Genomic DNA, 21,439 nt, shown 5'->3' with positions numbered 1-21,439 from the left:
CGGTGACTGCAATGCTAGCACTACGTTGATTGCAATGCAATCAGAGGCGTGTGACGGCAACGAGGATGCCAATGAACGTGGCGGCGATGATCCAGAGCGCGACGGTGCGCCAGCGGGTCTTCCTGCTTTCGCTGCGCCCCATGGCGGCGATGGTTTCCGGTGACAGGTGCACCCCTTCGCGGGTCATGCGCTCGAGCTGCTCCAGCACGGCCACCGCACGGCCGGCGATGGTCGGCAGTCCCGCGAACACCCGCGCGAGCTCGCCGGCGCCGGTTGCCGCAGTCTGGATGCGTCCCATCGGGCCGAGATTGCGCTCGATCCACTCCCGCACCACCGGATCGGCGATCCGCCAGATGTCGAGCTTGGGATCGAAGCTGCGTGCCACGCCCTCCACCACGACCATCGTCTTCTGCAAGAGGATCAGCTCAGGCCGGGTGCGCATGTCGAACAGGCCGGTGACCTCGAGCAGCAGCGTCAGCAGCCGCGCCATGGAGATTTCCTCGGCGGTGCGGTTGTGGATCGGTTCGCCGATGGCGCGGATGGCTTGCGCGAAATTCTCGACTGAATGGTGTGGCGGCACGTAGCCGGCCTCGAAATGCACCTCCGCGACGCGCCGATAATCGCGGGTGATGAAGCCGAGCAGGATTTCGGCGAGGAAGCGGCGCTCCTTGGTGCCGAGCCGGCCCATGATGCCGAAATCGACCGCCACCAGCCGCCCCTCATCGTCGAGGAACAGATTGCCCGGATGCATGTCGGCGTGGAAAAAGCCGTCGCGCAGCGCGTGGCGCAAAAAGCTCTGGATCACCTTGCGGCCGAGATCGGGGAGGTCGACGTCGGCCTGCAACAGGCGCGCATGATCCGACAGCGGGATGCCGTCGATCCACTCCATCGTCAGCACGTTGTGGGTGGTGCGGTCCCAGTCGACCGCGGGAACGCGGAAATCCGGATCTCCTTGGGTGTTTTCCGCCATCTCGGAGAGCGCGGCCGCCTCCAGCCGCAGATCCATCTCCATCGCGACCGAGCGCGACATGGTGTTGATGACCTCGACCAGCCGCAATCGCCGCGCCTCCGCCGAATGCGCCTCGGCCTTGTGTGCGACAAAGAAGAAGTCGGAGAGATCGCGGCGGAAGCGGGTGGCCACATTCGGCCGCAGCACCTTGATCGCAACCGGGCGGCGCACCCCGTCGCGCAACACCTCGCCGCGATGCACCTGTGCGATCGAGGCTGCCGCGACCGCCGGACCGAAGCTGGCAAAGGCTTCCTTGATCGGCCGCTCCAGCGAGGCTTCAATCACAGCCTCGGCTTCGTCCTGCGGGAAGGGCGGCAGCCGGTCCTGCAGGCTTTCGAGGTCACGCGCCAGCCCGACGCCGACCACGTCCGGGCGCGTTGCCAGAAACTGGCCGAGCTTCAGATAGGCCGGGCCCATCCGCTCCAGCGCGCGCGACAGCCTGGGGCCGGATTTGGCGCCGCGCCGCTCGATCAGCCGCGCGATCTTGATCGCGAGCTGGCTTGGCGGGGGCACCAGCGCGGGGTCGACGACGCCGAACACGCCTTCGCGCGCCAGCACAAAGGTGGCGCGGGTCAGCCGCAAGACATGGGTTGCTGCCGAAATCACAAACGCCAGCCCGAATGCAGTGCCACGATGCCCCCGGACAGCATTTGCCAGCCGACGCGCGAGAATCCCCCGGCGCGGATCATGTCGGCGAAAGCGGCGGGCTTGGGAAATCTGCGGATGGACTCGACGAGATACTGGTAGGACTCGGCATCGCCCGTCACCACGCGGCCGAGCGGCGGGATCACCTTGAACGAGAATAGATCGTAAAGCCGATCGAGCCCCGGCACCTCGACGGTTGAAAATTCCAGGCACAGAAAGCGTCCGCCGGGCCTCAGCACGCGAAACGCCTCTTTCAGCGCCAGATCGATGCGCGGCACGTTCCGGATGCCGAAGGCGATGGTGTAGCCATCGAAGCTGCGATCGGGAAAGGCGAGCGCCTCCGCATTGCCGTCGACAAACGACACCCGGTCGTCGAGATGCTGGAGAAGCGCACGTTCGCGCCCGACATTGAGCATATTCTCGTTGATGTCGCAGACGGTAGCATGAAAGCCGGCGCCGGAGGCTTTCGCCGCGCGAAAAGCGATGTCGCCGGTGCCGCCGGCCACATCGAGCAGCGCAAAGGGCGCATCACTCTGCGGCGGATTGAGGGTGTTGATCATGATGTCCTTCCAGACCCGGTGCAGGCCCATCGACATCAGATCGTTCATCAGGTCATAGCGCGAGGCAACGCTGTGAAACACCTGGTTGACCAGCGTCTGCTTGTCGCCCAGGGGCACGTCTCGAAAGCCGAAATGCGTGGTCTGGTCCGGTTGACTCATTACTCGTAGTCCTGGAGGTGCCCGCGGGATCGATGCGGACATAGGACATTTGGCCTGTCATTGCGAGCGCAGCGAGGCCACACTGGCTATGTCATTCCGGGATGGTGCATCGGCACCAGACCCGGAATCTCGCGATTTTCGGGCTTCGATGCCGGCGCATCGGCCCGGAACGACGGCGTCCAAGACCGACTGCTTCCCCGCTTCGCGGCGCTCGCGACGGCGGCGACTTGCCGCGCCGGGACCATAGCGCGCCCGGCGCAATGGCGGTATCACGTCATCCACATAAGGTGAACGAGAGAAAATGCCCGAATTGCCCGAGGTCGAAACCGTCCGCCGCGGCCTGCAGCCCGTGATGGAAGGGGCCAAAATCGTCAAGGCGGAAGCCCGCCGCAAGGACCTGCGATTTCCGTTTCAGAAGGATTTTGCCGACCGCCTGCAGGGCCAGACGGTCACCGGCCTGGGGCGGCGGGCCAAATATCTGCTCGCTGATCTCGCCTCCGGCGACGTCTTGCTGATGCATTTGGGCATGTCCGGGTCGTTTCGTATCCGGAAAGCGGGCGAGGAGCAGGCACCCGGCCAGTTTCACCACCCGCGCGACAAGGACGAGGCCCATGACCATGTGGTGTTTCACATGTCCTCGGGCGCGGATGTCGTCTTCAACGATCCGCGGCGCTTTGGCTACATGAAGATCATCGCGCGCAATGCGATCGACGAGGAGCCGCTGTTGCAGGGGCTCGGCCCCGAACCGCTCGGCAACGAATTCGATGCCGTCATGCTGGCGCGCGCCTGTGCCAACAAGAAGACGAGCCTGAAGGCCGCGCTGCTCGACCAGAGCGTGGTTGCGGGGCTCGGCAACATCTATGTGTGCGAGGCCTTGTACCGCGCTCATCTGTCGCCGCGCCGCCTGGCGGCAACACTTGCCACCAAGGCCGGGCAACGCAGGAGCGTTGCCGGTGGCGAGCCGACCGAGCACGCGGCGCGTCTGGTGGAGGCGATCCACGCGGTGCTCAATGAGGCGATCAAGGCCGGCGGATCATCGTTGCGGGATCACCGGCAGGCCAACGGCGACCTCGGCTATTTCCAGCATTCGTTTCAGGTCTACGACCGCGAAGGCGAAAAGTGCCAGACCAAGGGATGCGGCGGCATCATCCGCCGCTTCACTCAGAACGGCCGCTCCACCTTCTGGTGCCCGAAGTGCCAGAAGTGAGATGAGCGTGGAGGAGCCGTCGATGCGCCGGCCCGGGCGCTCATGTCGTTCGACTATCGATAGAAGGCGCTGGGCGGCATCCCAAAATGCTTGCGGAACATCGCGGTGAAAGCGCTCTGGCTCGCATAGCCGCTGTCGAGTGCAACGTCGATGATCTTCTCGCCGCGCGCGAGCCGCTGCAAGGCAAACAGGAGCCGCGCCTGCTGCCGCCACTGGCCGAAGGTCATGCCGGTCTCCTTCGAGAACAGACGGTGCAGCGTCTTCGCCGTCACGCCGATCCGGTCGGCCCATTGCTGGGCGGTCGCGATGTCGTCGGGCGTTGAGGTCAGCGCTTGGCAAATCGTCCGCAAGCGGAGATCGTGCGGCGCAGGGAGATGGAGCGGCAACACGTCAAACTCCCTGAGCTCGTCGAGCAGCAGACGTAGAAGGCGCTCGTCGCGCGAGCCTTTCGCATATTCTGTCTGCACGGCGACGGCGGCAACGATCAATTCGCGCAGCAGCGGCGAGACGGCGATGACGCAGCTTGCTCGCGGCAGATGCGGCGCCGCATCCGGATCGACGAACAGCGTGCGGATCTTCACCTCCCCGCACATCTGCACCTCATGTTCGAGATCCGCGACCAGCCAGAGTGCCCGATTCGGCGGCACAACCCAGGAGCCGGCGGCGGAACGAACGATCATGACGCCTGTAATCGCATGAAGAAGCTGGTCGCGTGGATGCGCGTGCAATCCGGTCGACGTGCCGTTCGGATAATCGATCTCCATCGCCGCGATTGGCCGCGGGGTCGCGTGATAGTCGAGGTGACGTCTTACCAGCTCGTCGAGCATGTCCCAATCTCGCTAGATCTCGTCACTCTACCGCGAGACTGACCAGATCGCGATTCGTTAACAGACAGGCCTGCCCCCCGTCTCGCGAGGTCTCATGCTCAAGCGCAATGCTGCCTTCCTCTATCCTTTCCTTGCCATCGTCCTGTGGGCGGGAAATGTCATCGTCTCGCGGCTGTCAGTGCACAGCATCGGCCCGCAGGCCATCACCTTCTATCGCCTGCTGCTCGCGGTTCTCCTGATGAGTCTGTTCGTCGCCGGCCCGGCCTGGCGCAGCCGGCACGCGATCTGGCCGCATCTCGGGCAGTTCGTCATCCTCGGCTTTCTCGCCATGTGTCTCTTCCAGAGCTTGTCCTATCTGGCGGCGGAAACGACCACGGCGACGAACATGGCGGTCTTCACCGCGCTGACCCCGCTGCTGACCGTTGGCCTCAGCGCGCTGCTGCTGGGCGAACCGCCGACGGTCGGCATGGTGGGTGGCGGCCTCCTATCGCTGGCCGGGCTCGTGTACCTCGTCAGCGGCGGCAGCCCCGCCTCGCTCGTGCATGCCGGTGTTCATGTCGGCGACCCCTTGATGCTGCTGGCCGCTGTCGTCTACGCGCTTTACGGGGTGTTGCTGAAGCGCTGGAATCTCGGCGTGACCGGCTGGCAATCCACCTATCTGCAGGCGCTATGCGCGCTCGCGATCATGTTTCCGGCCTTTCTTGCGACCCCGGCGCCGCTGCGTGAGCTCAACCGGGATACCCTGCCGTTGATCGCCTATGCCGGCGGTCTAGCCTCGGTGGTGCTGCCGTTCTTCTGGGTCCGCGGCGTTCAGCATCTCGGGCCCAATCGCTGTGCCGTATTCATGAACTTGCTGCCCGTGTTCACGGCTGCCGGCGCCATCGTGGTGCTCGGCGAGCCGATTCGATCCTATCACGTCGTCGGCGGCGGGCTCGCCCTGCTCGGCGTCGCCGTCGCGCAGATCGTCAGGCGCCCCTTGCTCCGCCGCGCGGCGCTGGCGGCCGAGTGAGTGAGCGCCTTGCGTTTCACAGCGCACGCTAAAGGCAAGCGTCCCAGGATGGGTCGATGTCTCGCCAGACCGAAGGCGGCGGGACCGCCGGCGCAGTCGGCCGGGCAGAAGTCTCTGCGAACACGAATCGGAACGGCTCCTCCCTGAATTCGCTCGCAGTTTCGTCCTGGGCCACCGTCGAGCCGTGCAGCCTGTTGTCGATCCACTGCCACAATTCGCGCATTTCCACGGCGGATTTGCCCGATGGCGCGTATTCGCTCACGGCAAGGCCGGCAGCAAGCGCGTCCTGGTGGTCGTTGCGCATCACGATGAAGGGCTGCGCCAACACCTCGGCGAGATCGCGCGGCGCCCGCTCGTCGAGCACCGAACTCGCGTCGTTCACGCGATGGCCGCCGCGAATCGGCGTCTGGTTGAGCACGAAGGCGAACGGGGTGCGCCAGGCGCGGGCCACGGCCAGCGTCGGCACCATCGCCTCGATGTCGGCGACGCTGGGGCGCGCGGGAATGATGCAGAGATCGGAGTAGCGGATGGCGGCCGTGGTCGCGGCATTGGTGCCGCTCGCGGTATCGATCACGGTGAGCGTCACGCCGCCGCGTTCCAGAGCCTGTAAGCGCCGCTCGATATCTCCGGCATTGTAGACGGCCTCGACGATCGGTTCGGCCAGGCCGCGGCGGGCCTGCCAGTTCGAGAGCGTGCCCTGTTTGTCGGTTTCGATCAGTCGGACGTTGTGTCCGGCGCCCCTCGCCGCCACCGCGAGCCCGATGGCGAGCGTACTCTTGCCGCTGCCGCCCTTTTGGGTGGCCAAAACGATCGTATACATGGAGCTATCCTTAGGAGTTTACGGGGTTTTGCGGATACGCCACACTGAGCTGCATCGCCTTTCGCGATGCGGAGCGATTCTCGCTCAGGACGTTCCGGCCCGATCCCAAGGAGAGGGAGATCGCGGTAGTCCGATTCGCTAATGGCCGAGGATGACCGATTATGCCAGTCGTGACAACTCCGTACGAGTACGATCGTGCGTGATGTCGCGGCTGCGCTACCTGGAGCACGAAGATGGAGCGGGCTGATTAGTCCAAGACCACTCATCCCGCGGTGAGAAGATTGATGGAAACTCCGACTCTAGAGACCCGGCGACTGATCCTGCGACCGCTTGCGCTATCGGACGCGCCGGCGATTCAGCGTCACTTCAACAACTGGAACATCATCAAGAACCTGGCGACGATCGTTCCCTGGCCCTATCCGGCTGATGGCGCCGAGACCTTCATCAAACGCGAGCTGGAGAAGATCGCCGCGGGCGAGGAGATCTATCAGTGGGTCCTGGTGCTGCGCTCGGGCGACGGGGAGGCGATCGGGAATATTCGCTTCGAGCCGCAGGCGGACCTTCCGAACGGCAGCCGCGGCTTTTGGCTGGCGGAGCCGTACTGGAACCAGGGTTTGATGACCGAGGCAGTAGCGGCGGTCGACGACTTCGTATTCGGCACGCTGCGGCTTGAGCGCTTCTACGCCTGCAACGTCGTCACCAACGTGGCCTCGCGCCGGGTGAAGGAAAAGACCGGGGCGAGATTCATGGGCTATGTCGAGCTGCAGAACCACAGCGGCCAGAAGGTCTCGGAGAAGTGGGAAGTCACCCGCGATAGCTGGCTGGCCCGGCAGGCGCATCAAAAGGGCCGGAAGTGACGGTTAGCTAGGCCGGCGGAATCCGACGGGCAGGATCTTTCGATGCGAGCGGCGGCCGGTGGCAGTGCCATCAATGCTGCTGTCGCCCGCTTCGCCTTACGGCAGCGCTTTCGCGCGGCCCGTGCTCTGCGCGCGCTGAACATTGACGCGGCAGCATTCTACCGAACCCAAAGCAACGTCCTGTCGACTGATGGACGCAAGAGCCTCTTGATCGACTTCGCCGATCTGCGCGGCAGCATGGCGATGGCGATCGGCGCCATCCGCGCCTACCTCTTGACTGCGGATGCCGCCGACAAGCAGGACGAGATCGGGCTCATGGCCACGCCGTCGTTGTCTTCAAAGAGAACATGATCAAGACTGGGGAGCTTGCGGCCGTTCCTGAGAAGCATCAAGGCAGCCTGATCTCTTCCGCACGCCGGACGTGGCGAGGAATTGCTTACTTCCGCACACAGATCACGCGGACTACGGCGCTCTTGGCGTCTGTCGACGAGCCATTCGCCTCAATGCCGTTCGCCTTGAGAAAAGTACGAACCGTCTCCGGCGAGACCAGCGCGGCCTGGGCTGCGGCCGTGGCGTTCGATGGCCCGGCGACGGTCGCCGGCTTCAGCAGCGCGATGCCGGCAAACTTGCCCGCATCATTGAGTGCTGCGGCACCGGAAAAGCCGAGCCCTGGCGCCGGGGATAGCGCGGCATCGCCGGCCTCTCCGACTTGCGACCGCTGCGCCTTGATGATGCTCACCGCCGCGGCCCCGCCCTGGCTTTGCGGATCGGCGATGCCGATGACGTCAACGGCCGCTGCTGCTGCACTACTCGCCAGTGACAAAGGCTTCAAGCTGCGCGCGCCATAGATATGCAACAGCGCAAGCCCGTGCTCGGGGTCGTCGGCGACGCGGTCGGCATGGCCGAAGCCTGCAATGGTGATGGCGATGCAGCCGTCGGTGACCTCGCGGTCCGTCACGATCGCGCCGTCGTCGCTGACGATAACGCCTGTGCCGTATTCGACCGTCCGGCGCGGCGGCGGACCTCCGGCTTGCGCGGCCGGCGGAAACGCATTGAACGCGCTCGACATGGCGATCACCGCGGGCTCGACGGTATTTTCGGTTGCCTGATCGTAGAGGATGGTCATGATGCGGACTTCATCGCCCCTGAAAGTGCCGCGCACATAAAACTTCTTCAGGCCCTGCAGGCCGGAGAGAACAAAGAAGTCCGGCTTGATCACGGTGTAGTCGACGCTGCGTCCTGCCGGCTCCTTCTTTTCGCGGTCAGCGAGCTTTGTGGTGGTGGGATCAGCTTCCTTGCGCCGGGTCAACAGGATCTGGATGGTGCCGGTCGGCGAACTCCATTTGCTGCCGGTGGCGTCGCTCGACTGCTGCGGCACCAATTTTGTGGGGATGCCGAGACGCGCGCCGGTGACGGGATCGGTGACCATCTTCCAGCCGACATTCTCCTGGCGCCGCCGTGCGGTCTCGGCCAGCACGCTGCGCTCCTGCGGATTGAGCACGCCGGTCGGCTTGCCGCCGTGGGACTTCTGGTATTCCTTGATCGCGGCGACCATGCGCTCGCTGACGTCGCCAGTGATGGCGCCGTTATATTCGCCGACCCAGGCGAGGTCGGATTGCAGCGCCAGCCGTTCGGCCTGCGCCATGGCGTTGGCGCTGTCGGTCGGCGTCTGCACGGCCGGGCGGACCGGCGTGGTCGCCACCTGCTTCGGCTTGGTGCCGACGGTGCTCGGCTGGCTCATCTGCGCCTGCGCAAGAACGGTCGAGGTCAGGAAGACCATTGCGGCGAGCATCGCTCTCATGACAAATCCCGCAGGCGATTGAACTTGCTCTGGCTTAAGCACATCTCGTTGGTCGGCAACAACAGCGCCAGGGTTCATGGAAAACTCGGTATCCTCATCGTGAGGGGCGGCAGGCGAACAAGGTAAGGAGTGGCAAGACCATGTTCAGCGAGGAAGAACTCGAGCGCTACGCCCGCCACATCGTGCTGCGCGAGGTCGGCGGTCCTGGGCAGACCGCTCTGAAGGAGGCCTCCGTGCTGGTGATCGGCGCCGGCGGCCTGGGCGCGCCCGCGCTGATGTATCTGGCGGCGGCCGGTGTCGGCGCGCTTGGCGTGGTCGATGACGACGTGGTCTCGTTGTCCAATCTGCAGCGCCAGATCATTCACACCACGCCCGACATCGGGCGACGCAAGGTCGACACCGCGGCCGAGCGCATCCATGCGCTCAACCCGCATGTCCGCTTCGCCGCGCATGCCACCTGGCTCAAGGCGGACAACGCGCTCGATCTCATCGGTGGCTATGATCTCGTGCTCGACGGCTCCGACAATTTTGAAACGCGCTATCTGGTTTCCGATGCCTGCTTCCTCGCGGCGAAACCGCTGATCACGGCTGCGCTCGGGACTTTCGACGGCTCGCTCACCACCATCCGGGCGCACGAGAGGAACGCGAACGGCGAGTTCAACCCGACCTATCGCTGCCTGTTTCCCGAACCGCCGCCGCCCGGCACCGTGCCGCCTTGCGTCGAAGCGGGCGTCATGGGTGCGCTCGCGGGCATGCTGGGTTCGATGATGGCGCTGGAGGCCATCCGTGAGATCGTCGGCTTCGGCGAAGGCTTGGTCGGACGGCTGTTGATGGTGGACGCGCGCACCATGCGTTTTGAAACGCTCCGCTATGCGCGCGATCCGAACAATCCGCTCAACGGCGATGGGCTGACGATCACCGATCTCAGCGCGCATGTGTGACCTTCCTCCCTCTTCCCGTCCTTCATGGGGGCGCGACGAGCAAAGCTAGCACTGAGAGGGTCAGGGTCAGCGGCTATCTCCGCGAATTCAGTGAGAGTGGAGCATGCGGAGACTCCCCCTCACTCGGATCACATCTTTGATGCGATCCGACTCTCCCCGCGAGCGGGGAGAGGTAAAGACGCGCGCCGGTGACGTTCACGCCGTCAGCTTTCGCTCGCTGTCCATGTGCGCGAGCTGCGATTCCGGATAACGCTCGCCGGCGGCGATGCCGGGTGGGAAGGTCTTGGCGAGTGCGGCGAGATCGTCCCGCGTCAACACGACATCCAGCGCGCCAAGCGCTTCCGTCAGCCGGTCGCGGCGGCGGGCGCCGATGAGCGGCACGACGTCAGCGCCTTGCGCGGCCACCCAGGCGATCGCGAGCTGCGCGGGCGTGGCACCGACGTCTTCGGCGATTGCACGCAGTTTCTCGACCAGCGTGAGATTGGCGTCGAGATTGGCGCCCTGAAAGCGTGGGCTCATCTTGCGAAAATCCGCTTGCCCAGAACGGTCCTTCGACCAGTGGCCGCTGATCAGTCCGCGCGACAGCACCCCATAGGCTGTGATGCCGATGCCGAGCTCGCGGCAGGTTTTGAGGATGTCGCTCTCGATGCCGCGTGAGACCAGGGAGTATTCGATCTGTAGATCCGAGATCGGATGGACCGCATGCGCGCGGCGGATGGTCTCCGAGCCCACCTCGGACAGCCCGATATGCTTGACATAGCCGGCCTTGATCATGTCGGCGATGGCGCCCACGGTCTCTTCGATGGGCACCGACGGATCGAGCCGAGCCGGGCGATAGATATCGATGTAGTCGACGCCGAGGCGCTGCAGCGAATAGGCGAGGAAATTGCGCACGGCGACCGGGCGGCTGTCATAACCGAACCAGCCCTTGGCCGGATCGCGCAACGCGCCGAACTTGACCGAGATCTGCACCGAATCGCGGTCACGGCCGGCGAGCGCTTCGCCGATCAGCATTTCATTGTGGCCCATGCCATAGAAGTCGCCGGTGTCGAGCAGGGTGATGCCGGCATCCAGCGCGGCATGAATGGTCGCGATGCTCTCGCTGCGGTCGGCGGGGCCATAGAAGTCCGACATGCCCATGCAGCCGAGGCCGATCGCCGACACGCTGGGGCCGGTCGAACCGAGTCTGCGTCTCTCCATCGTGGCTCTCCTCGAAGAGGCGGGCCAATGCCCGCAGTTGAAGTTGCCACTGATATGAGGGTGTCTTATTGCGCTGATAAGCTAGACAATGCTGAACATCTTGTTCAGTATACCGAACAATGATTGACTTCGATTACCGCGATCTCGCGGCCTTTGTCGCCGTCGCCCGCACCCGCAATTTCCGCCGCGCAGCCCGCGAGCAGGGGGTCTCGACCTCAAGCCTCAGCCAGCGACTGCGCGAGCTCGAGGAGCGGCTCGGCGTGCGCCTCCTCAACCGCACCACCCGCAGTGTCGCGGTCACCGAGGCCGGCGAAATGCTCCTGGCGCGCGTGGGGCCGGCGATGACCGAGGTGAACGAGGCGCTGGAGCAGGTGCGCGGCCTGCGAGAGGCGCCATCGGGGCGGCTCCGCATCAACGCGCCGCCGCCGGCGGTCGACCTGGTGTTGGCGCCGATGGTCGGTCCGTTCCTGCGGGCCTACCCCAAAGTCGACCTGGAGATCGCCGCCGAGAGCACGTTCGTCGATATCGTCGGCGCCAGCTTCGATGCCGGCGTACGCTATGGCGAGCATCTCGCGCAGGACATGATCGCAGTGTCGCTCGGTCCGCCGCAGCGCTACGCCGTCGTGGCGTCGCCGCAATATATTGCGCAGCATGGATTGCCGACCGAGCCGAACCACCTGCTCGATCACCCCGCGATCCGCACCCGCTTCGGCAGCGGCACCATGCTGGATTGGGAATTCGAGAAGGCGGGCCGTATCGTCAAAGTGTCGCCGCCGGCAAGCCTGATCGCGGTCTATCAGCCGCTGGCGCTGCGGGCGGCCATCGATGGCGTCGGATTCTGGATGACGTTCGAGGGCTGGGTCCGCGAGGCAGTGAAGTCGGGCGCGCTCGTGAGCGTGCTCGAGGATTGGTGTCCGCCGTTCCCGGGGCCGTTTCTCTATTACCCGAGCCGTCGCCAGCCACCGCCCGCGCTCGCCGCGTTCGTCGCCTTCGTCGGAGAATGGCGCAAGCGGGAGCGGCGGAGCGGCAAATAGTTTGCCGTCGTCCCGGCCAAGCCAACGGGTCCACGCGAAAGCGCGGCCCGATGACAGGCTCCGCGCGAGCCGGGACCCATGACCACAGGCCGTTGTCTCAGAGCATGCTGGGCAGCACGCGATCCGGCGGTTTGTGGTTGTCGAGAAAGGTGCGGATGTTGATGATGACCTTCTCGCCCATCTCGACGCGGCCCTCGATCGTGGCCGAGCCCATATGCGGCAGCAGCGTCACTTTGCCGGCTTTCGCGAGGCGCACGAACTTCGGGTTGACCGCGGGTTCGTTCTCGAACACGTCGAGGCCTGCGCCGCCGATGTCGCCTGCTTCGATCAGCTTGACCAGCGTATCCTCGTCGATGATCTCGCCGCGCGCGGTGTTGACGATATAGGCGTCCTTGCGGATCAGCTTGAGGCGCCGCGCCGAGAGCAGGTGGAAGGTCGCCGGCGTATGCGGACAGTTCACCGAAATGATGTCCATCCGCGCCAGCATCTGGTCGAGGCTTTCCCAATAGGTCGCCCCGAGTTCCTCGGCGATGCGCGGCGCTACGGGACGGCGGTTGTGGTAATGAATCTGCAGGCCGAAAGCGCGGGCGCGCCGTGCCACTGCCTGCCCGATGCGGCCCATGCCGACGATGCCGAGCCGCTTTCCTCCGATACGATGACCGAGCATCCAGGTCGGCGACCAGCCCGGCCAGTTCCGCCCCTCGGTCAGAATCAGCGAGCCTTCGATCATCCGCCGCGGCACCGCCAGGATCAGCGCCATGGTCATGTCGGCGGTGTCTTCGGTCAGAACCTTCGGCGTGTTGGTGACGGTGATGCCGCGCGCATGCGCCGCCGCGACGTCGATATTGTCGACGCCGTTGCCGAAATTGGCGATCAGCCTCAGCTTGCAGTCGGGCGCATTGAGAAGGTCGGCGGTGATTTCGTCCGTGACGGTCGGCACCAGCACATCGGCGGTGCGCGCCGCTTCCGCGAGCTGCTCGGCCGTCATTGGCGTATCGTCGAGATTGAGCCGCGCGTCGAACAATTCGCGCATGCGGGTCTCGATCGTATCCGGCAGCTTGCGTGTGACGACAACAAGAGGTTTTTTCTTACCCGACATGGCCTGTACTCATGAGGCCGTTCAGACCTCATTAACCCGGTTGTTCGACACTGCCATGGCCGCTTGGTCCCGGCGTTTCCTGGGGTTCCCGATCTGCCTCAGGTCGTCAGAGGGCCTCGGGCGCGTCTTGGCGCTAAGGTGTTCCGTCCTCTCTAGCAGAAGGCGGGGCCAAGACAAGAACCCCGCGCGCGGGGAGAGGCCTGCGTTAGCCTGGGCCGTCGGCGGGGACTTAAGGGGATCTGGCGCAGATTGCTGCAATTCAGCTCGCAAGAATTGAATTGCGCGAATCTCGGCAGGAGCGAGTGGAATGGCGTTGGGGCGTTTCTGTTTGGTCGCGGTGCTCGTTGGCGGTTGGCTCGGGGCTTCGGTCACGACAGGTTTTTCGGCGAAGGATACGATTGTCACCACGAGCGGGCTGCCCGTTCCGCGCTATGTCAGCCTGAAATCCGACCATGTGAATGTCCGCGCCGGCCCAACCAAGGACAATGACGTCGCCTGGGTCTACACGCGCGCAGGGCTGCCGGTTGAAGTCACGGCGGAGTTCGAGAATTGGCGGCGCGTGCGGGACTCCGAAGGTTCCGAGGGCTGGGTCTATCACTCGCTGCTATCCGGGCGCCGCACGGCGGTCGTCACCATGAAGCACAAGGATGATCTCGCCGCGCTGCACGAGAGCGCCGACATGGCGAGCGACGTGACTGCGCGCCTGCAGGCCGGCGTTATCGCCCAGGTCAAGAAATGCGATTCGCACTGGTGCCACATCGCCGGTAATGGCTTTGACGGCTGGATCGAGCAGCAGCGGCTGTGGGGCGTTTATGCCGACGAGCATGTGAACTGACGCGCGCTTAAAGCGCGTCATTCCGGGGCGATGCGCAAGCATCGAACCGGGAATCTCGAGATTCCGGATCTGGTCCTTTCGGACCATCCCGGAATGACGGTGTGAAAGCTATGCCGATATAACCGGTAGCAAAGGCGTCTCAGCGCCTCTTGCGCAGGCGTACCACCATGTCGATGCGCGAGATCTCGTAGCCGTCGGGCACGTCCGGTATTTTCGACAGCGCCAAATGCGGGTCGGGAATGTCGACCAGCTCGTGATTGTGCTCGAGATAGAAGTGGTGATGGGCGGTGACGTTGGTATCGAAATAAGTCTTGGTGCCGTCCACGCTGACCTGACGCAGCAGGCCGGCATCGGTGAGCTGATTGAGTGTGTTGTAGACGGTCGCGAGCGACACCGGCACTTTCGCGAGCGTCGCCTCCTCGTACAGCATTTCTGCAGTGAGGTGCCGGGCGCCCTTGCCGAACAGCAGCCATCCGAGCGCCATGCGCTGTCGCGTCGGGCGCAGGCCCGCCGACTGCAGCATTTCGTTAACATCGTGCCAAGGGCAGCCGTTCAAAGCCGGCTGCCGGCCCTTCTCTGGGGCCGCGAGAGGAGCGGTCTCGTCGTTCAAACGCGCCGCCTTTTCGTTCATTTCCACGTCAGGCACCGGGCTGGAGAGTTCAGACTATGGCCTAGCAATATAAGAAGGAAATTCGCCAGATGCAAGTTTTTCGCAACTAGAGCCGGCCTGCCCCGCCTTTCGGAACTATAAGCCCGATGCGGCGATTTAGCTGGTGTCGCCGAGCTTTGCCCTCCGCGGAGCCTGTGTTAGAGAGCGCGCGGACCCGATCACCGATATCGGCGCAGGCGTGTATGAGTGTGTCGTGACACTCTGAGGTAGATGCACCGGTTAAAGCGACGATCCGGTGCGCTTGCCACGCGATTTGGGGTCCGTTTCGCGGAAAACTGCTCGATCGAGGATTTTAGAGGAGAGGCGACCTAGCATGCTGCAACGGCGCTCCGGTTACGAATATGAGGATTTGCTGGCCTGCGCCCGCGGCGAGATGTTTGGGCCGGGCAATGCACAATTACCGCTGCCGCCAATGCTGATGTTCGACCGCATCACCGAGATCAGCGATACCGGCGGTGAGTTCGGCAAAGGCTTGGTGCGGGCCGAACTCGACGTCAAGCCGGACCTCTGGTTCTTCGGCTGCCATTTCAAGAACGACCCCGTCATGCCGGGCTGCCTCGGTCTCGATGCGCTGTGGCAGATGGTCGGCTTCTATCTCGGTTGGGTCGGCGGCGAGGGGCGCGGCCGCGCGCTGGGCTTGAGTGAATTGAAGTTCGGCGGCCAGGTGCTGCCGGACGCGCGGAAGGTTGTGTACAACGTCGACATTAAGCGCGTGATGCGCTCAAAGCTGGTGCTGGGGATCGCCGACGGGTGGCTTTCCGTGGACGGCCAGATTATCTATCGCGCCAAGGATTTGAAGGTCGGACTGTTCAAGCAGGGCACCGCGCCGGGCTGAACGTTGAACCGGGAAACGTTGAACAGGGACTTAAGGGCATAACGGCAGGCGAGGCGAACATGAGGCGGGTTGTCATCACGGGGATGGGCATTGTCTCATCCATCGGAAACAACACCCAGGAAGTGCTTGCGAGCCTCTACGACGCGAAGTCGGGAATTACGCGGGCTGAGAAGTATGCGGAACTTGGCTTCCGTTCGCAGGTGCAAGGTGCGCCGACGCTCGACCCTTCAGGCGTGATCGATCGCCGCGCGATGCGGTTCTTGGGCCAGGGCGCCGCCTGGAATCACATCGCCATGGAGCAGGCGATCCAGGACTCGGGCCTGGGGCCCACCGAAATCTCGAACGAGCGCACCGGCATCATCATGGGCTCGGGTGGCCCTTCGGCGCGCACCATCGTGGAGGCCGCCGATATCACTCGAAGCAAGGGACCGAAGAAGGTCGGGCCTTTTGCGGTGCCGAAGGCGATGTCGTCGACGGCGTCCGCGACGCTCGCCACCTGGTTCAAGATCAAGGGCGTCAACTATTCGATCTCTTCCGCCTGCGCGACCTCCAACCATTGCATCGGCAATGCGTACGAGACCATCCAGTGGGGCAAGCAGGACGTCATCTTCGCGGGCGGCTGCGAGGAGCTCGACTGGACCTTGTCCGTGCTGTTCGACGCGATGGGGGCGATGTCGTCGAAGTACAACGATACGCCTGCCACGGCTTCGCGGCCCTACGATATCAACCGCGACGGCTTCGTGATCGCCGGCGGCGCCGGCGTCGTCGTGCTCGAGGAGCTCGAGCATGCGAAAGCGCGCGGAGCGCGCATCTATGCCGAGATCGTCGGTTACGGTGCCACGTCCGATGGCTATGACATGGTCGCGCCGTCGGGCGAGGGCGCCGAGCGCTGCATGCGACAGGCGCTCTCGACCGTGAAGACCAAGGTCGACTACATCAACCCGCACGCAACCTCGACGCCGGCCGGCGATCCGCCGGAGATCGACGCGATCCGCAGGGTGTTCGGCACCGGCGAGAAGTGTCCGCCGATCTCCGCGACCAAGGCGCTCACGGGGCATTCGCTCGGCGCCACCGGCGTGCAGGAGGCGATCTATTCGCTTCTGATGATGAACAACGGCTTCATCTGCGAAAGCGCCCACATCAGCGAACTCGATCCTGTTTTTGCCGACATGCCGATCGTGCGCAAGCGCATCGACAACGCCAAGCTCGGCACGGTGCTGTCGAACTCGTTCGGCTTCGGCGGCACCAACGCCACGCTGGTGTTCAAGCGGCTGGATGCGTAATCTTCTCCATGACATGGAGAGCTACATTTGTCGTCATGGCCGGGCTCGTCCCGGCCATCTACGTCTTAGCGTGCGGATGATCTACGTGGATGCCCAGGCCAAGCCAGGGCATGACGAGGGAGAGAGGCGATGCAGAATCTGATGAAGGGCAAGCGCGGTCTGATCATGGGCATCGCCAATGATCATTCGATCGCCTGGGGCATTGCCAAGACGCTCGCGGGCGCCGGCGCGGAGCTCGCCTTCACCTATCAGGGCGAGGCGTTGGGCAAGCGGGTCCGGCCATTGGCGGAGTCGCTCAATGTCGACCTTGTCCTGCCCTGCGACGTCGAAAACCTCGAGAGTGTCGATTCGGTTTTCCAGTCCTTGCGCGACAAATGGGGTGGCCTCGATTTTCTGGTGCATGCCATCGCCTTCTCCGACAAGAACGAGCTGAAGGGCCGTTACGCCGACACCACGCGCGAGAATTTCTCGCGCACCATGCTGATCTCCTGCTTTTCCTTTACCGAGCTCGCCAAGCGTGCGGCCGACCTGATGCCGCCGTCCGGCGGCGCGATGGTCACGTTGACATTCGGCGGCTCGGTGCGCGTGATGCCGAATTATAACGTGATGGGCGTGGCGAAAGCGGCGCTGGAGGCGTCGGTGCGCTATCTCGCCGCCGATTTCGGCGCACGCGGCATCCGCGTCAATGCGATCTCAGCCGGTCCCGTGCGCACGCTTGCAGGTTCCGGCATTGGCGACGCGCGCACCATGTTCGCTTTCCAGCAAAAGCACTCGCCGCTCGGTCGCGGCGTCTCGCTCGACGAGCTCGGCGGCTCGGCGCTGTATCTGCTCTCAGAGCTGTCCGGTGGCGTGACCGGCGAGATTCACTATGTCGATTCCGGCTACAACGTGATCTCGATGCCGCGCCCGGAGGATTTAAAGACGCAATAAGGCAGGAGCGTTGTGGGGGCAAAGCGCAAGGGTGCCCACCAGCCCGGGCTTCGCCGCGTGATGGTGGGCACGGCGCATGCGCGCCTTTGCCCACCCTACAAGCCGCTTCGGCTCTTAAGAGCCCGCCGCGATCTTCTCGGCGCGTTGGAACGCCGGGCGCGCGACGCAGCGCGCGAGATAGGCGTCGAATGACGGGCGCGATGGCACCATCTTGAACAGCCGCACGGAAAAATTCAGCGCCGAGCCGATCGCGATGTCGGCAGCGGAAAAATTGTCGCCGAGAATCCACGGGCCTTTCTCGAGCGCGGCGTCGACCACGTCGAATACACGTTGTGCATCGCCCCAGCCGGCCGCAACCGGGTTCATCTCGAGCTTGGTTGCGATCTGCACCATCGCAGGTTCGATGCAGCCAGGCGCGAAGAACAGCCATTGCAGATATTTGCCGCGCAAGGGATCACCGACCGGCGGCGCCAGCCTGGCGTCGGGATAGCGTTCGGCCACATAGGCGCAGATCGCAGCCGACTCCGCGACGGCGGTGTCGCCGTCTTTCAATGCCGGTACCTTGCCCATCGGGTTGATCGCGAGATATTCGACCCTTTTCTGGGCGCCGGTGGAAATGTCCGTCAGCACGCGCTCGTAGGGCTTGCCGGTTTCCTCCATCAGCCAGAGCGCCGTGAACGAGCGCGAGCGGGGCGACCAGTAGAGCTGCATCATGTTGCGTTTCCCTCCCTTTTCCAGCGATAGTGCTTCATCATGAAGCCCGTCATCGGCTCAACAGCTTCCATTTCGAAGACAAATCCTTCGCGCTCATACCAGCGCCAGGCTTTTTCGTTTTCGCGGACGCAGCGCAGATAAATCTCGTCCGGCAATTGCGTTCGCGTGAAGGCGAGCAGTTGCCGCCCCAGCGAGCGCCCCTGATAGGCCGGCGCCACCATGAGCTGGTCGAGATAGAGCTTCGGCAGATGCAGCGCCAGCATGGCCGCGAGCGCGCCGTCGTCATCGGCGACGAACAGGGTCCAGCCCTTTTCGATCTCCCTGGGAATGCGTGCGCGCAGATTCGCGAGCAGAAAACCGCTTGGCTCGGCAAGTCCGGTGGAAACCCAGCTCTCCATCCAGACGCGGGCCACTTGGTCATATTCATCGGATCGCGCGGGGCGAATGATCGGCGATGTCATGCAGGCATTCCTCGAGGCGGCAGCATAGCGCAGCCCGAAATGGCTGTCCCGCATGGCGCAACGCGAAGAACGCACTCCGCTCGTCATGCCCGCGCATGCGGGGATCCAGTACGCCGCGGCGCATCCGCATATCAATCCGGTCTCCGGAACACTGGATCGTCCGTTTTCGCGGACGATGACATCCGAGCGGGAAACAAAAAAGGGCGGCTGAACAGCCGCCCTTTTCTTATCCCGTCGCAACAAGCCTTACTCGCCGGCGGCTTCGCGCGGCGGCGCGGCCTCGGCCTTTTGCTTGGCCTCTTCGGCCTTCTGCTTGGCTTCCAGATCCTCGCCGGTGGTCTGGTCGACCGCCTTCATCGACAGCCTGGTCTTGCCGCGATCATCGAAGCCGAGCAGCTTGACCTTGACCTTGTCGCCTTCCTTGACGACGTCGGTGGTCTTCTGCACGCGCTTGTCCGCGAGCTGGCTGATGTGAACGAGGCCGTCCTTGGAACCGAAGAAGTTCACGAACGCGCCGAACTCCATCACCTTGACGACCGTGCCGTCGTAGATCTGGCCGACTTCCGGCTCCGAGGTGATCGACTTGATCCACTTGATCGCGGCCTTCATCGCCTCGCCATCGTTGGAAGCGACCTTCACGGTGCCGTCGTCCTCGATGTTGATCTTGGCGCCGGTCTTTTCCACGATTTCGCGGATCACCTTGCCGCCGGTGCCGATCACCTCGCGGATCTTGTCGGTCGGAATCTTGAAGGTCTCGATGCGCGGCGCGTATTCGCCGAGCTCGGCACGCGCGGCGGTGAGCGCCTTGGCCATTTCGCCGAGGATGTGCATGCGGCCCTCGCGCGCCTGGCCGAGCGCCACCCGCATGATCTCCTCGGTGATGCCCTCGATCTTGATGTCCATCTGCAGCGAGGTGACGCCGGTCTCGGTGCCCGCGACCTTAAAGTCCATGTCGCCGAGATGGTCCTCGTCGCCGAGAATGTCCGACAGCACGGCGTAGCGGCTGTCCTCGAGGATCAAGCCCATCGCGATGCCCGCGGTCGGCCGCTTCAACGGCACGCCGGCATCCATCAGTGCCAGCGACGAGCCGCAGACGGTCGCCATCGACGAGGAGCCGTTGGACTCGGTGATTTCCGAGACCACACGCACCGTGTAGGGAAACTCGTGATGCGGCGGCAGCACGGGATGGATCGCGCGCCAGGCGAGCTTGCCGTGGCCGATTTCGCGCCGCTTGGTGCCGCCGAGGCGCCCGGTCTCGCCGACCGAGAAGGGCGGGAAGTTGTAGTGCAGCAGGAACGTCTCCTTGTACGTTCCCGACAGCGCATCGACGAACTGCTCGTCCTCGGCGGTGCCGAGCGTGGTCACCACCAGTGCCTGCGTCTCGCCGCGGGTGAACAGCGCCGAGCCGTGGGCGCGCGGCAGAACGCCGACCTCGCAGGTGATGTTGCGCACGGTCTTGACGTCGCGGCCGTCGATGCGGCGGCCAGTGTCGAGAATGTTCCAGCGCACGATCTTGGCTTCGAGATTCTTGAAGACGTCGGCGACCCGCAGCTTGTCGTATTTCGGCTCCTGCCCTTCCGGGAAGAAGTGCGCCATCACCTTGTCCTTGGCGGCGGCAACCGCGGCGTAGCGGTCCTGCTTCACTGCAATGGCATAGGCCTGGCGCAGGTCCTGCTCGATCACGCCGAGCATTTCCTTCTCCAGCTCGCTATCGTCGATGGCCTGGACCTCGCGCGGCTCCTTGGCGGCCTTCTCCGCGAGATCAATGATCGCATTGATCACCGGCTGGAAGTGGCGGTGGCCGAACATCACGGCGCCGAGCATGATGTCCTCGTTGAGCTCCTTGGCTTCCGATTCCACCATCAGCACGGCATCGGTGGTGCCGGCGACGACGAGATCGAGCTGGGTATCGGCCATCTCGTCGAGCGTCGGGTTCAGCACGTATTCGTCGTTGACGAAGCCGACGCGCGCCGCGCCGATGGGGCCCTTGAACGGCACGCCCGATAGCGTCAGCGCGGCGGAGGCCGCGACCATCGCCACCACGTCGGGATCGTTTTCCATGTCATGCGAGAGCGTGGTGACGATCACCTGGGTCTCGTTGCGCCAGCCATCGACGAATAGCGGGCGGATCGGACGATCGATCAGGCGGGAAACCAGCGTTTCCTTCTCGGTCGGCCGTCCCTCGCGCTTGAAATAGCCGCCGGGAATGCGGCCCGCGGCATAGGCCTTCTCCTGATAGTCGACGGTCAGGGGGAGGAAATCGACGCCCTCGCGCGGCGCCTTGGCAGCAACAACGGTGGCGAGCACCACGGTCTCGCCATAGCTCGCGACGACGGCACCGTCGGCCTGCCGGGCGATCTTTCCGGTTTCAAGCTTGAGGGGACGTCCTCCCCAGTCGATTTCGACGGAATGAATATTGAACATAGAGGTCTTCTTTCATCGGTTTACGAAAGAACGGCCGCCCCAAAACACAAAAACCATGCGCAAGATGGCGGGACGCTGACGGCAAGAGGTCAGCGTCCGGCGATCCTGCCATGGTTGTC

At 64.1% G+C, this 21,439-nt stretch carries 22 protein-coding genes; 11 read left to right on the top strand and 11 right to left on the bottom strand.

Features of this window, described 5'->3' with window-relative positions; translation table 11 throughout:
* Nucleotides 1-40: 40 nt before the first annotated feature.
* Nucleotides 41-1,615, bottom strand: coding sequence for a 2-polyprenylphenol 6-hydroxylase (ubiB, locus tag P6U23_RS00350; RefSeq protein ID WP_407177667.1), 1,575 nt, complete (start codon nucleotides 1,613-1,615; stop codon nucleotides 41-43).
* Nucleotides 1,612-2,373 (bottom strand): bifunctional demethylmenaquinone methyltransferase/2-methoxy-6-polyprenyl-1,4-benzoquinol methylase UbiE, encoded by a 762-nt coding sequence (ubiE, locus tag P6U23_RS00345; protein ID WP_407177666.1) that lies wholly within the window; start codon nucleotides 2,371-2,373, stop codon nucleotides 1,612-1,614. The genes ubiB and ubiE overlap by 4 nt, the downstream gene beginning before the upstream one ends.
* A gap of 301 nt (nucleotides 2,374-2,674) precedes the next feature.
* Here ubiE and mutM point away from each other — a divergent pair, with 301 nt between their 5' ends.
* Nucleotides 2,675-3,580 (top strand): bifunctional DNA-formamidopyrimidine glycosylase/DNA-(apurinic or apyrimidinic site) lyase, encoded by a 906-nt coding sequence (mutM, locus tag P6U23_RS00340; RefSeq protein WP_407177665.1) that lies wholly within the window; start codon nucleotides 2,675-2,677, stop codon nucleotides 3,578-3,580.
* A gap of 53 nt (nucleotides 3,581-3,633) precedes the next feature.
* On the opposite strand, the gene P6U23_RS00335 is transcribed toward mutM, so the two are convergent.
* Nucleotides 3,634-4,407, bottom strand: a complete 774-nt coding sequence (locus tag P6U23_RS00335) for an AraC family transcriptional regulator (RefSeq protein WP_407177664.1) — start codon at nucleotides 4,405-4,407, stop codon at nucleotides 3,634-3,636.
* Between the two features lie 94 nt (nucleotides 4,408-4,501).
* On the opposite strand from P6U23_RS00335, the gene P6U23_RS00330 reads away from it, so the two are divergent.
* Entirely contained in the window at nucleotides 4,502-5,416 is a 915-nt protein-coding gene (locus P6U23_RS00330) for a DMT family transporter (protein WP_407177663.1), read from the top strand.
* A gap of 28 nt (nucleotides 5,417-5,444) precedes the next feature.
* Here the strand turns inward: P6U23_RS00330 and P6U23_RS00325 are convergent, their stop codons facing one another.
* Nucleotides 5,445-6,236, bottom strand: a complete 792-nt coding sequence (locus P6U23_RS00325; RefSeq protein WP_407177662.1) for an AAA family ATPase — start codon at nucleotides 6,234-6,236, stop codon at nucleotides 5,445-5,447.
* Nucleotides 6,237-6,520: 284 nt separating this feature from the next.
* On the opposite strand from P6U23_RS00325, the gene P6U23_RS00320 reads away from it, so the two are divergent.
* Nucleotides 6,521-7,093 (top strand): GNAT family N-acetyltransferase, encoded by a 573-nt coding sequence (locus P6U23_RS00320; protein WP_407177661.1) that lies wholly within the window; start codon nucleotides 6,521-6,523, stop codon nucleotides 7,091-7,093.
* Between the two features lie 42 nt (nucleotides 7,094-7,135).
* Nucleotides 7,136-7,444, top strand: a complete 309-nt coding sequence (locus tag P6U23_RS00315; protein WP_407177660.1) for a hypothetical protein — start codon at nucleotides 7,136-7,138, stop codon at nucleotides 7,442-7,444.
* An 85-nt stretch (nucleotides 7,445-7,529) separates the two neighbouring features.
* Here P6U23_RS00315 and P6U23_RS00310 read toward each other — a convergent pair whose 3' ends face one another.
* Nucleotides 7,530-8,894, bottom strand: a complete 1,365-nt coding sequence (locus P6U23_RS00310) for a serine protease (protein ID WP_407177659.1) — start codon at nucleotides 8,892-8,894, stop codon at nucleotides 7,530-7,532.
* Between the two features lie 140 nt (nucleotides 8,895-9,034).
* On the opposite strand from P6U23_RS00310, the gene P6U23_RS00305 reads away from it, so the two are divergent.
* Nucleotides 9,035-9,835, top strand: coding sequence for a HesA/MoeB/ThiF family protein (locus tag P6U23_RS00305; protein ID WP_407177658.1), 801 nt, complete (start codon nucleotides 9,035-9,037; stop codon nucleotides 9,833-9,835).
* Between the two features lie 195 nt (nucleotides 9,836-10,030).
* On the opposite strand, the gene P6U23_RS00300 is transcribed toward P6U23_RS00305, so the two are convergent.
* Nucleotides 10,031-11,035 (bottom strand): aldo/keto reductase, encoded by a 1,005-nt coding sequence (locus P6U23_RS00300; RefSeq protein ID WP_407177657.1) that lies wholly within the window; start codon nucleotides 11,033-11,035, stop codon nucleotides 10,031-10,033.
* A gap of 119 nt (nucleotides 11,036-11,154) precedes the next feature.
* Between P6U23_RS00300 and P6U23_RS00295 the strand changes: the two genes are divergently transcribed.
* On the top strand, nucleotides 11,155-12,069 hold the full coding sequence (locus P6U23_RS00295; RefSeq protein WP_407177656.1) for a LysR family transcriptional regulator: 915 nt from the start codon (nucleotides 11,155-11,157) through the stop codon (nucleotides 12,067-12,069).
* Between the two features lie 97 nt (nucleotides 12,070-12,166).
* Here P6U23_RS00295 and P6U23_RS00290 read toward each other — a convergent pair whose 3' ends face one another.
* Complete coding sequence (locus P6U23_RS00290; protein WP_407177655.1) at nucleotides 12,167-13,168, bottom strand: 2-hydroxyacid dehydrogenase; 1,002 nt, start codon at nucleotides 13,166-13,168, stop codon at nucleotides 12,167-12,169.
* A 307-nt stretch (nucleotides 13,169-13,475) separates the two neighbouring features.
* Here P6U23_RS00290 and P6U23_RS00285 point away from each other — a divergent pair, with 307 nt between their 5' ends.
* Nucleotides 13,476-14,003, top strand: a complete 528-nt coding sequence (locus tag P6U23_RS00285; protein WP_407177654.1) for an SH3 domain-containing protein — start codon at nucleotides 13,476-13,478, stop codon at nucleotides 14,001-14,003.
* Between the two features lie 139 nt (nucleotides 14,004-14,142).
* On the opposite strand, the gene irrA is transcribed toward P6U23_RS00285, so the two are convergent.
* A complete protein-coding gene (gene irrA / locus P6U23_RS00280; RefSeq protein WP_407177653.1) occupies nucleotides 14,143-14,634 on the bottom strand; it encodes an iron response transcriptional regulator IrrA in 492 nt (163 codons plus the stop codon).
* Between the two features lie 352 nt (nucleotides 14,635-14,986).
* Between irrA and fabA the strand changes: the two genes are divergently transcribed.
* The 3 genes from fabA to fabI all read left to right on the top strand — a co-directional run bounded on the left by fabA (nucleotide 14,987) and on the right by fabI (nucleotide 17,721).
* Nucleotides 14,987-15,508 carry a 3-hydroxyacyl-[acyl-carrier-protein] dehydratase FabA gene (gene fabA, locus P6U23_RS00275; RefSeq protein WP_407177652.1) on the top strand — a complete coding sequence of 174 codons (522 nt, stop codon included), beginning with the start codon at nucleotides 14,987-14,989 and terminating at the stop codon, nucleotides 15,506-15,508.
* 59 nt (nucleotides 15,509-15,567) lie between these two features.
* Entirely contained in the window at nucleotides 15,568-16,791 is a 1,224-nt protein-coding gene (gene fabB, locus P6U23_RS00270; protein WP_407177651.1) for a beta-ketoacyl-ACP synthase I, read from the top strand.
* A 129-nt stretch (nucleotides 16,792-16,920) separates the two neighbouring features.
* Nucleotides 16,921-17,721 (top strand): enoyl-ACP reductase FabI, encoded by an 801-nt coding sequence (gene fabI / locus P6U23_RS00265; protein ID WP_407177650.1) that lies wholly within the window; start codon nucleotides 16,921-16,923, stop codon nucleotides 17,719-17,721.
* A gap of 114 nt (nucleotides 17,722-17,835) precedes the next feature.
* Here fabI and P6U23_RS00260 read toward each other — a convergent pair whose 3' ends face one another.
* Nucleotides 17,836-18,435: a glutathione S-transferase family protein gene (locus P6U23_RS00260; RefSeq protein ID WP_407177649.1), complete on the bottom strand. Its 600-nt coding sequence runs from the start codon at nucleotides 18,433-18,435 to the stop codon at nucleotides 17,836-17,838.
* On the bottom strand, nucleotides 18,432-18,896 hold the full coding sequence (locus tag P6U23_RS00255; protein WP_407177648.1) for a GNAT family N-acetyltransferase: 465 nt from the start codon (nucleotides 18,894-18,896) through the stop codon (nucleotides 18,432-18,434). Before P6U23_RS00255 ends, P6U23_RS00260 begins: the two co-directional genes overlap by 4 nt.
* Before the next feature lie 52 nt (nucleotides 18,897-18,948).
* Between P6U23_RS00255 and P6U23_RS00250 the strand changes: the two genes are divergently transcribed.
* Entirely contained in the window at nucleotides 18,949-19,107 is a 159-nt protein-coding gene (locus P6U23_RS00250) for a hypothetical protein (protein ID WP_407177647.1), read from the top strand.
* Nucleotides 19,108-19,142: 35 nt separating this feature from the next.
* On the opposite strand, the gene pnp is transcribed toward P6U23_RS00250, so the two are convergent.
* Nucleotides 19,143-21,320 (bottom strand): polyribonucleotide nucleotidyltransferase, encoded by a 2,178-nt coding sequence (gene pnp / locus P6U23_RS00245; protein ID WP_407177646.1) that lies wholly within the window; start codon nucleotides 21,318-21,320, stop codon nucleotides 19,143-19,145.
* Nucleotides 21,321-21,439 lie beyond the last annotated feature (119 nt).

This window comes from Bradyrhizobium sp. STM 3562 (assembly GCF_045571435.1).
Classification (GTDB): domain Bacteria; phylum Pseudomonadota; class Alphaproteobacteria; order Rhizobiales; family Xanthobacteraceae; genus Bradyrhizobium.
Note: the sequence above shows the minus strand (reverse complement) of the source record. Positions and strands in the feature narration are given on the sequence as shown.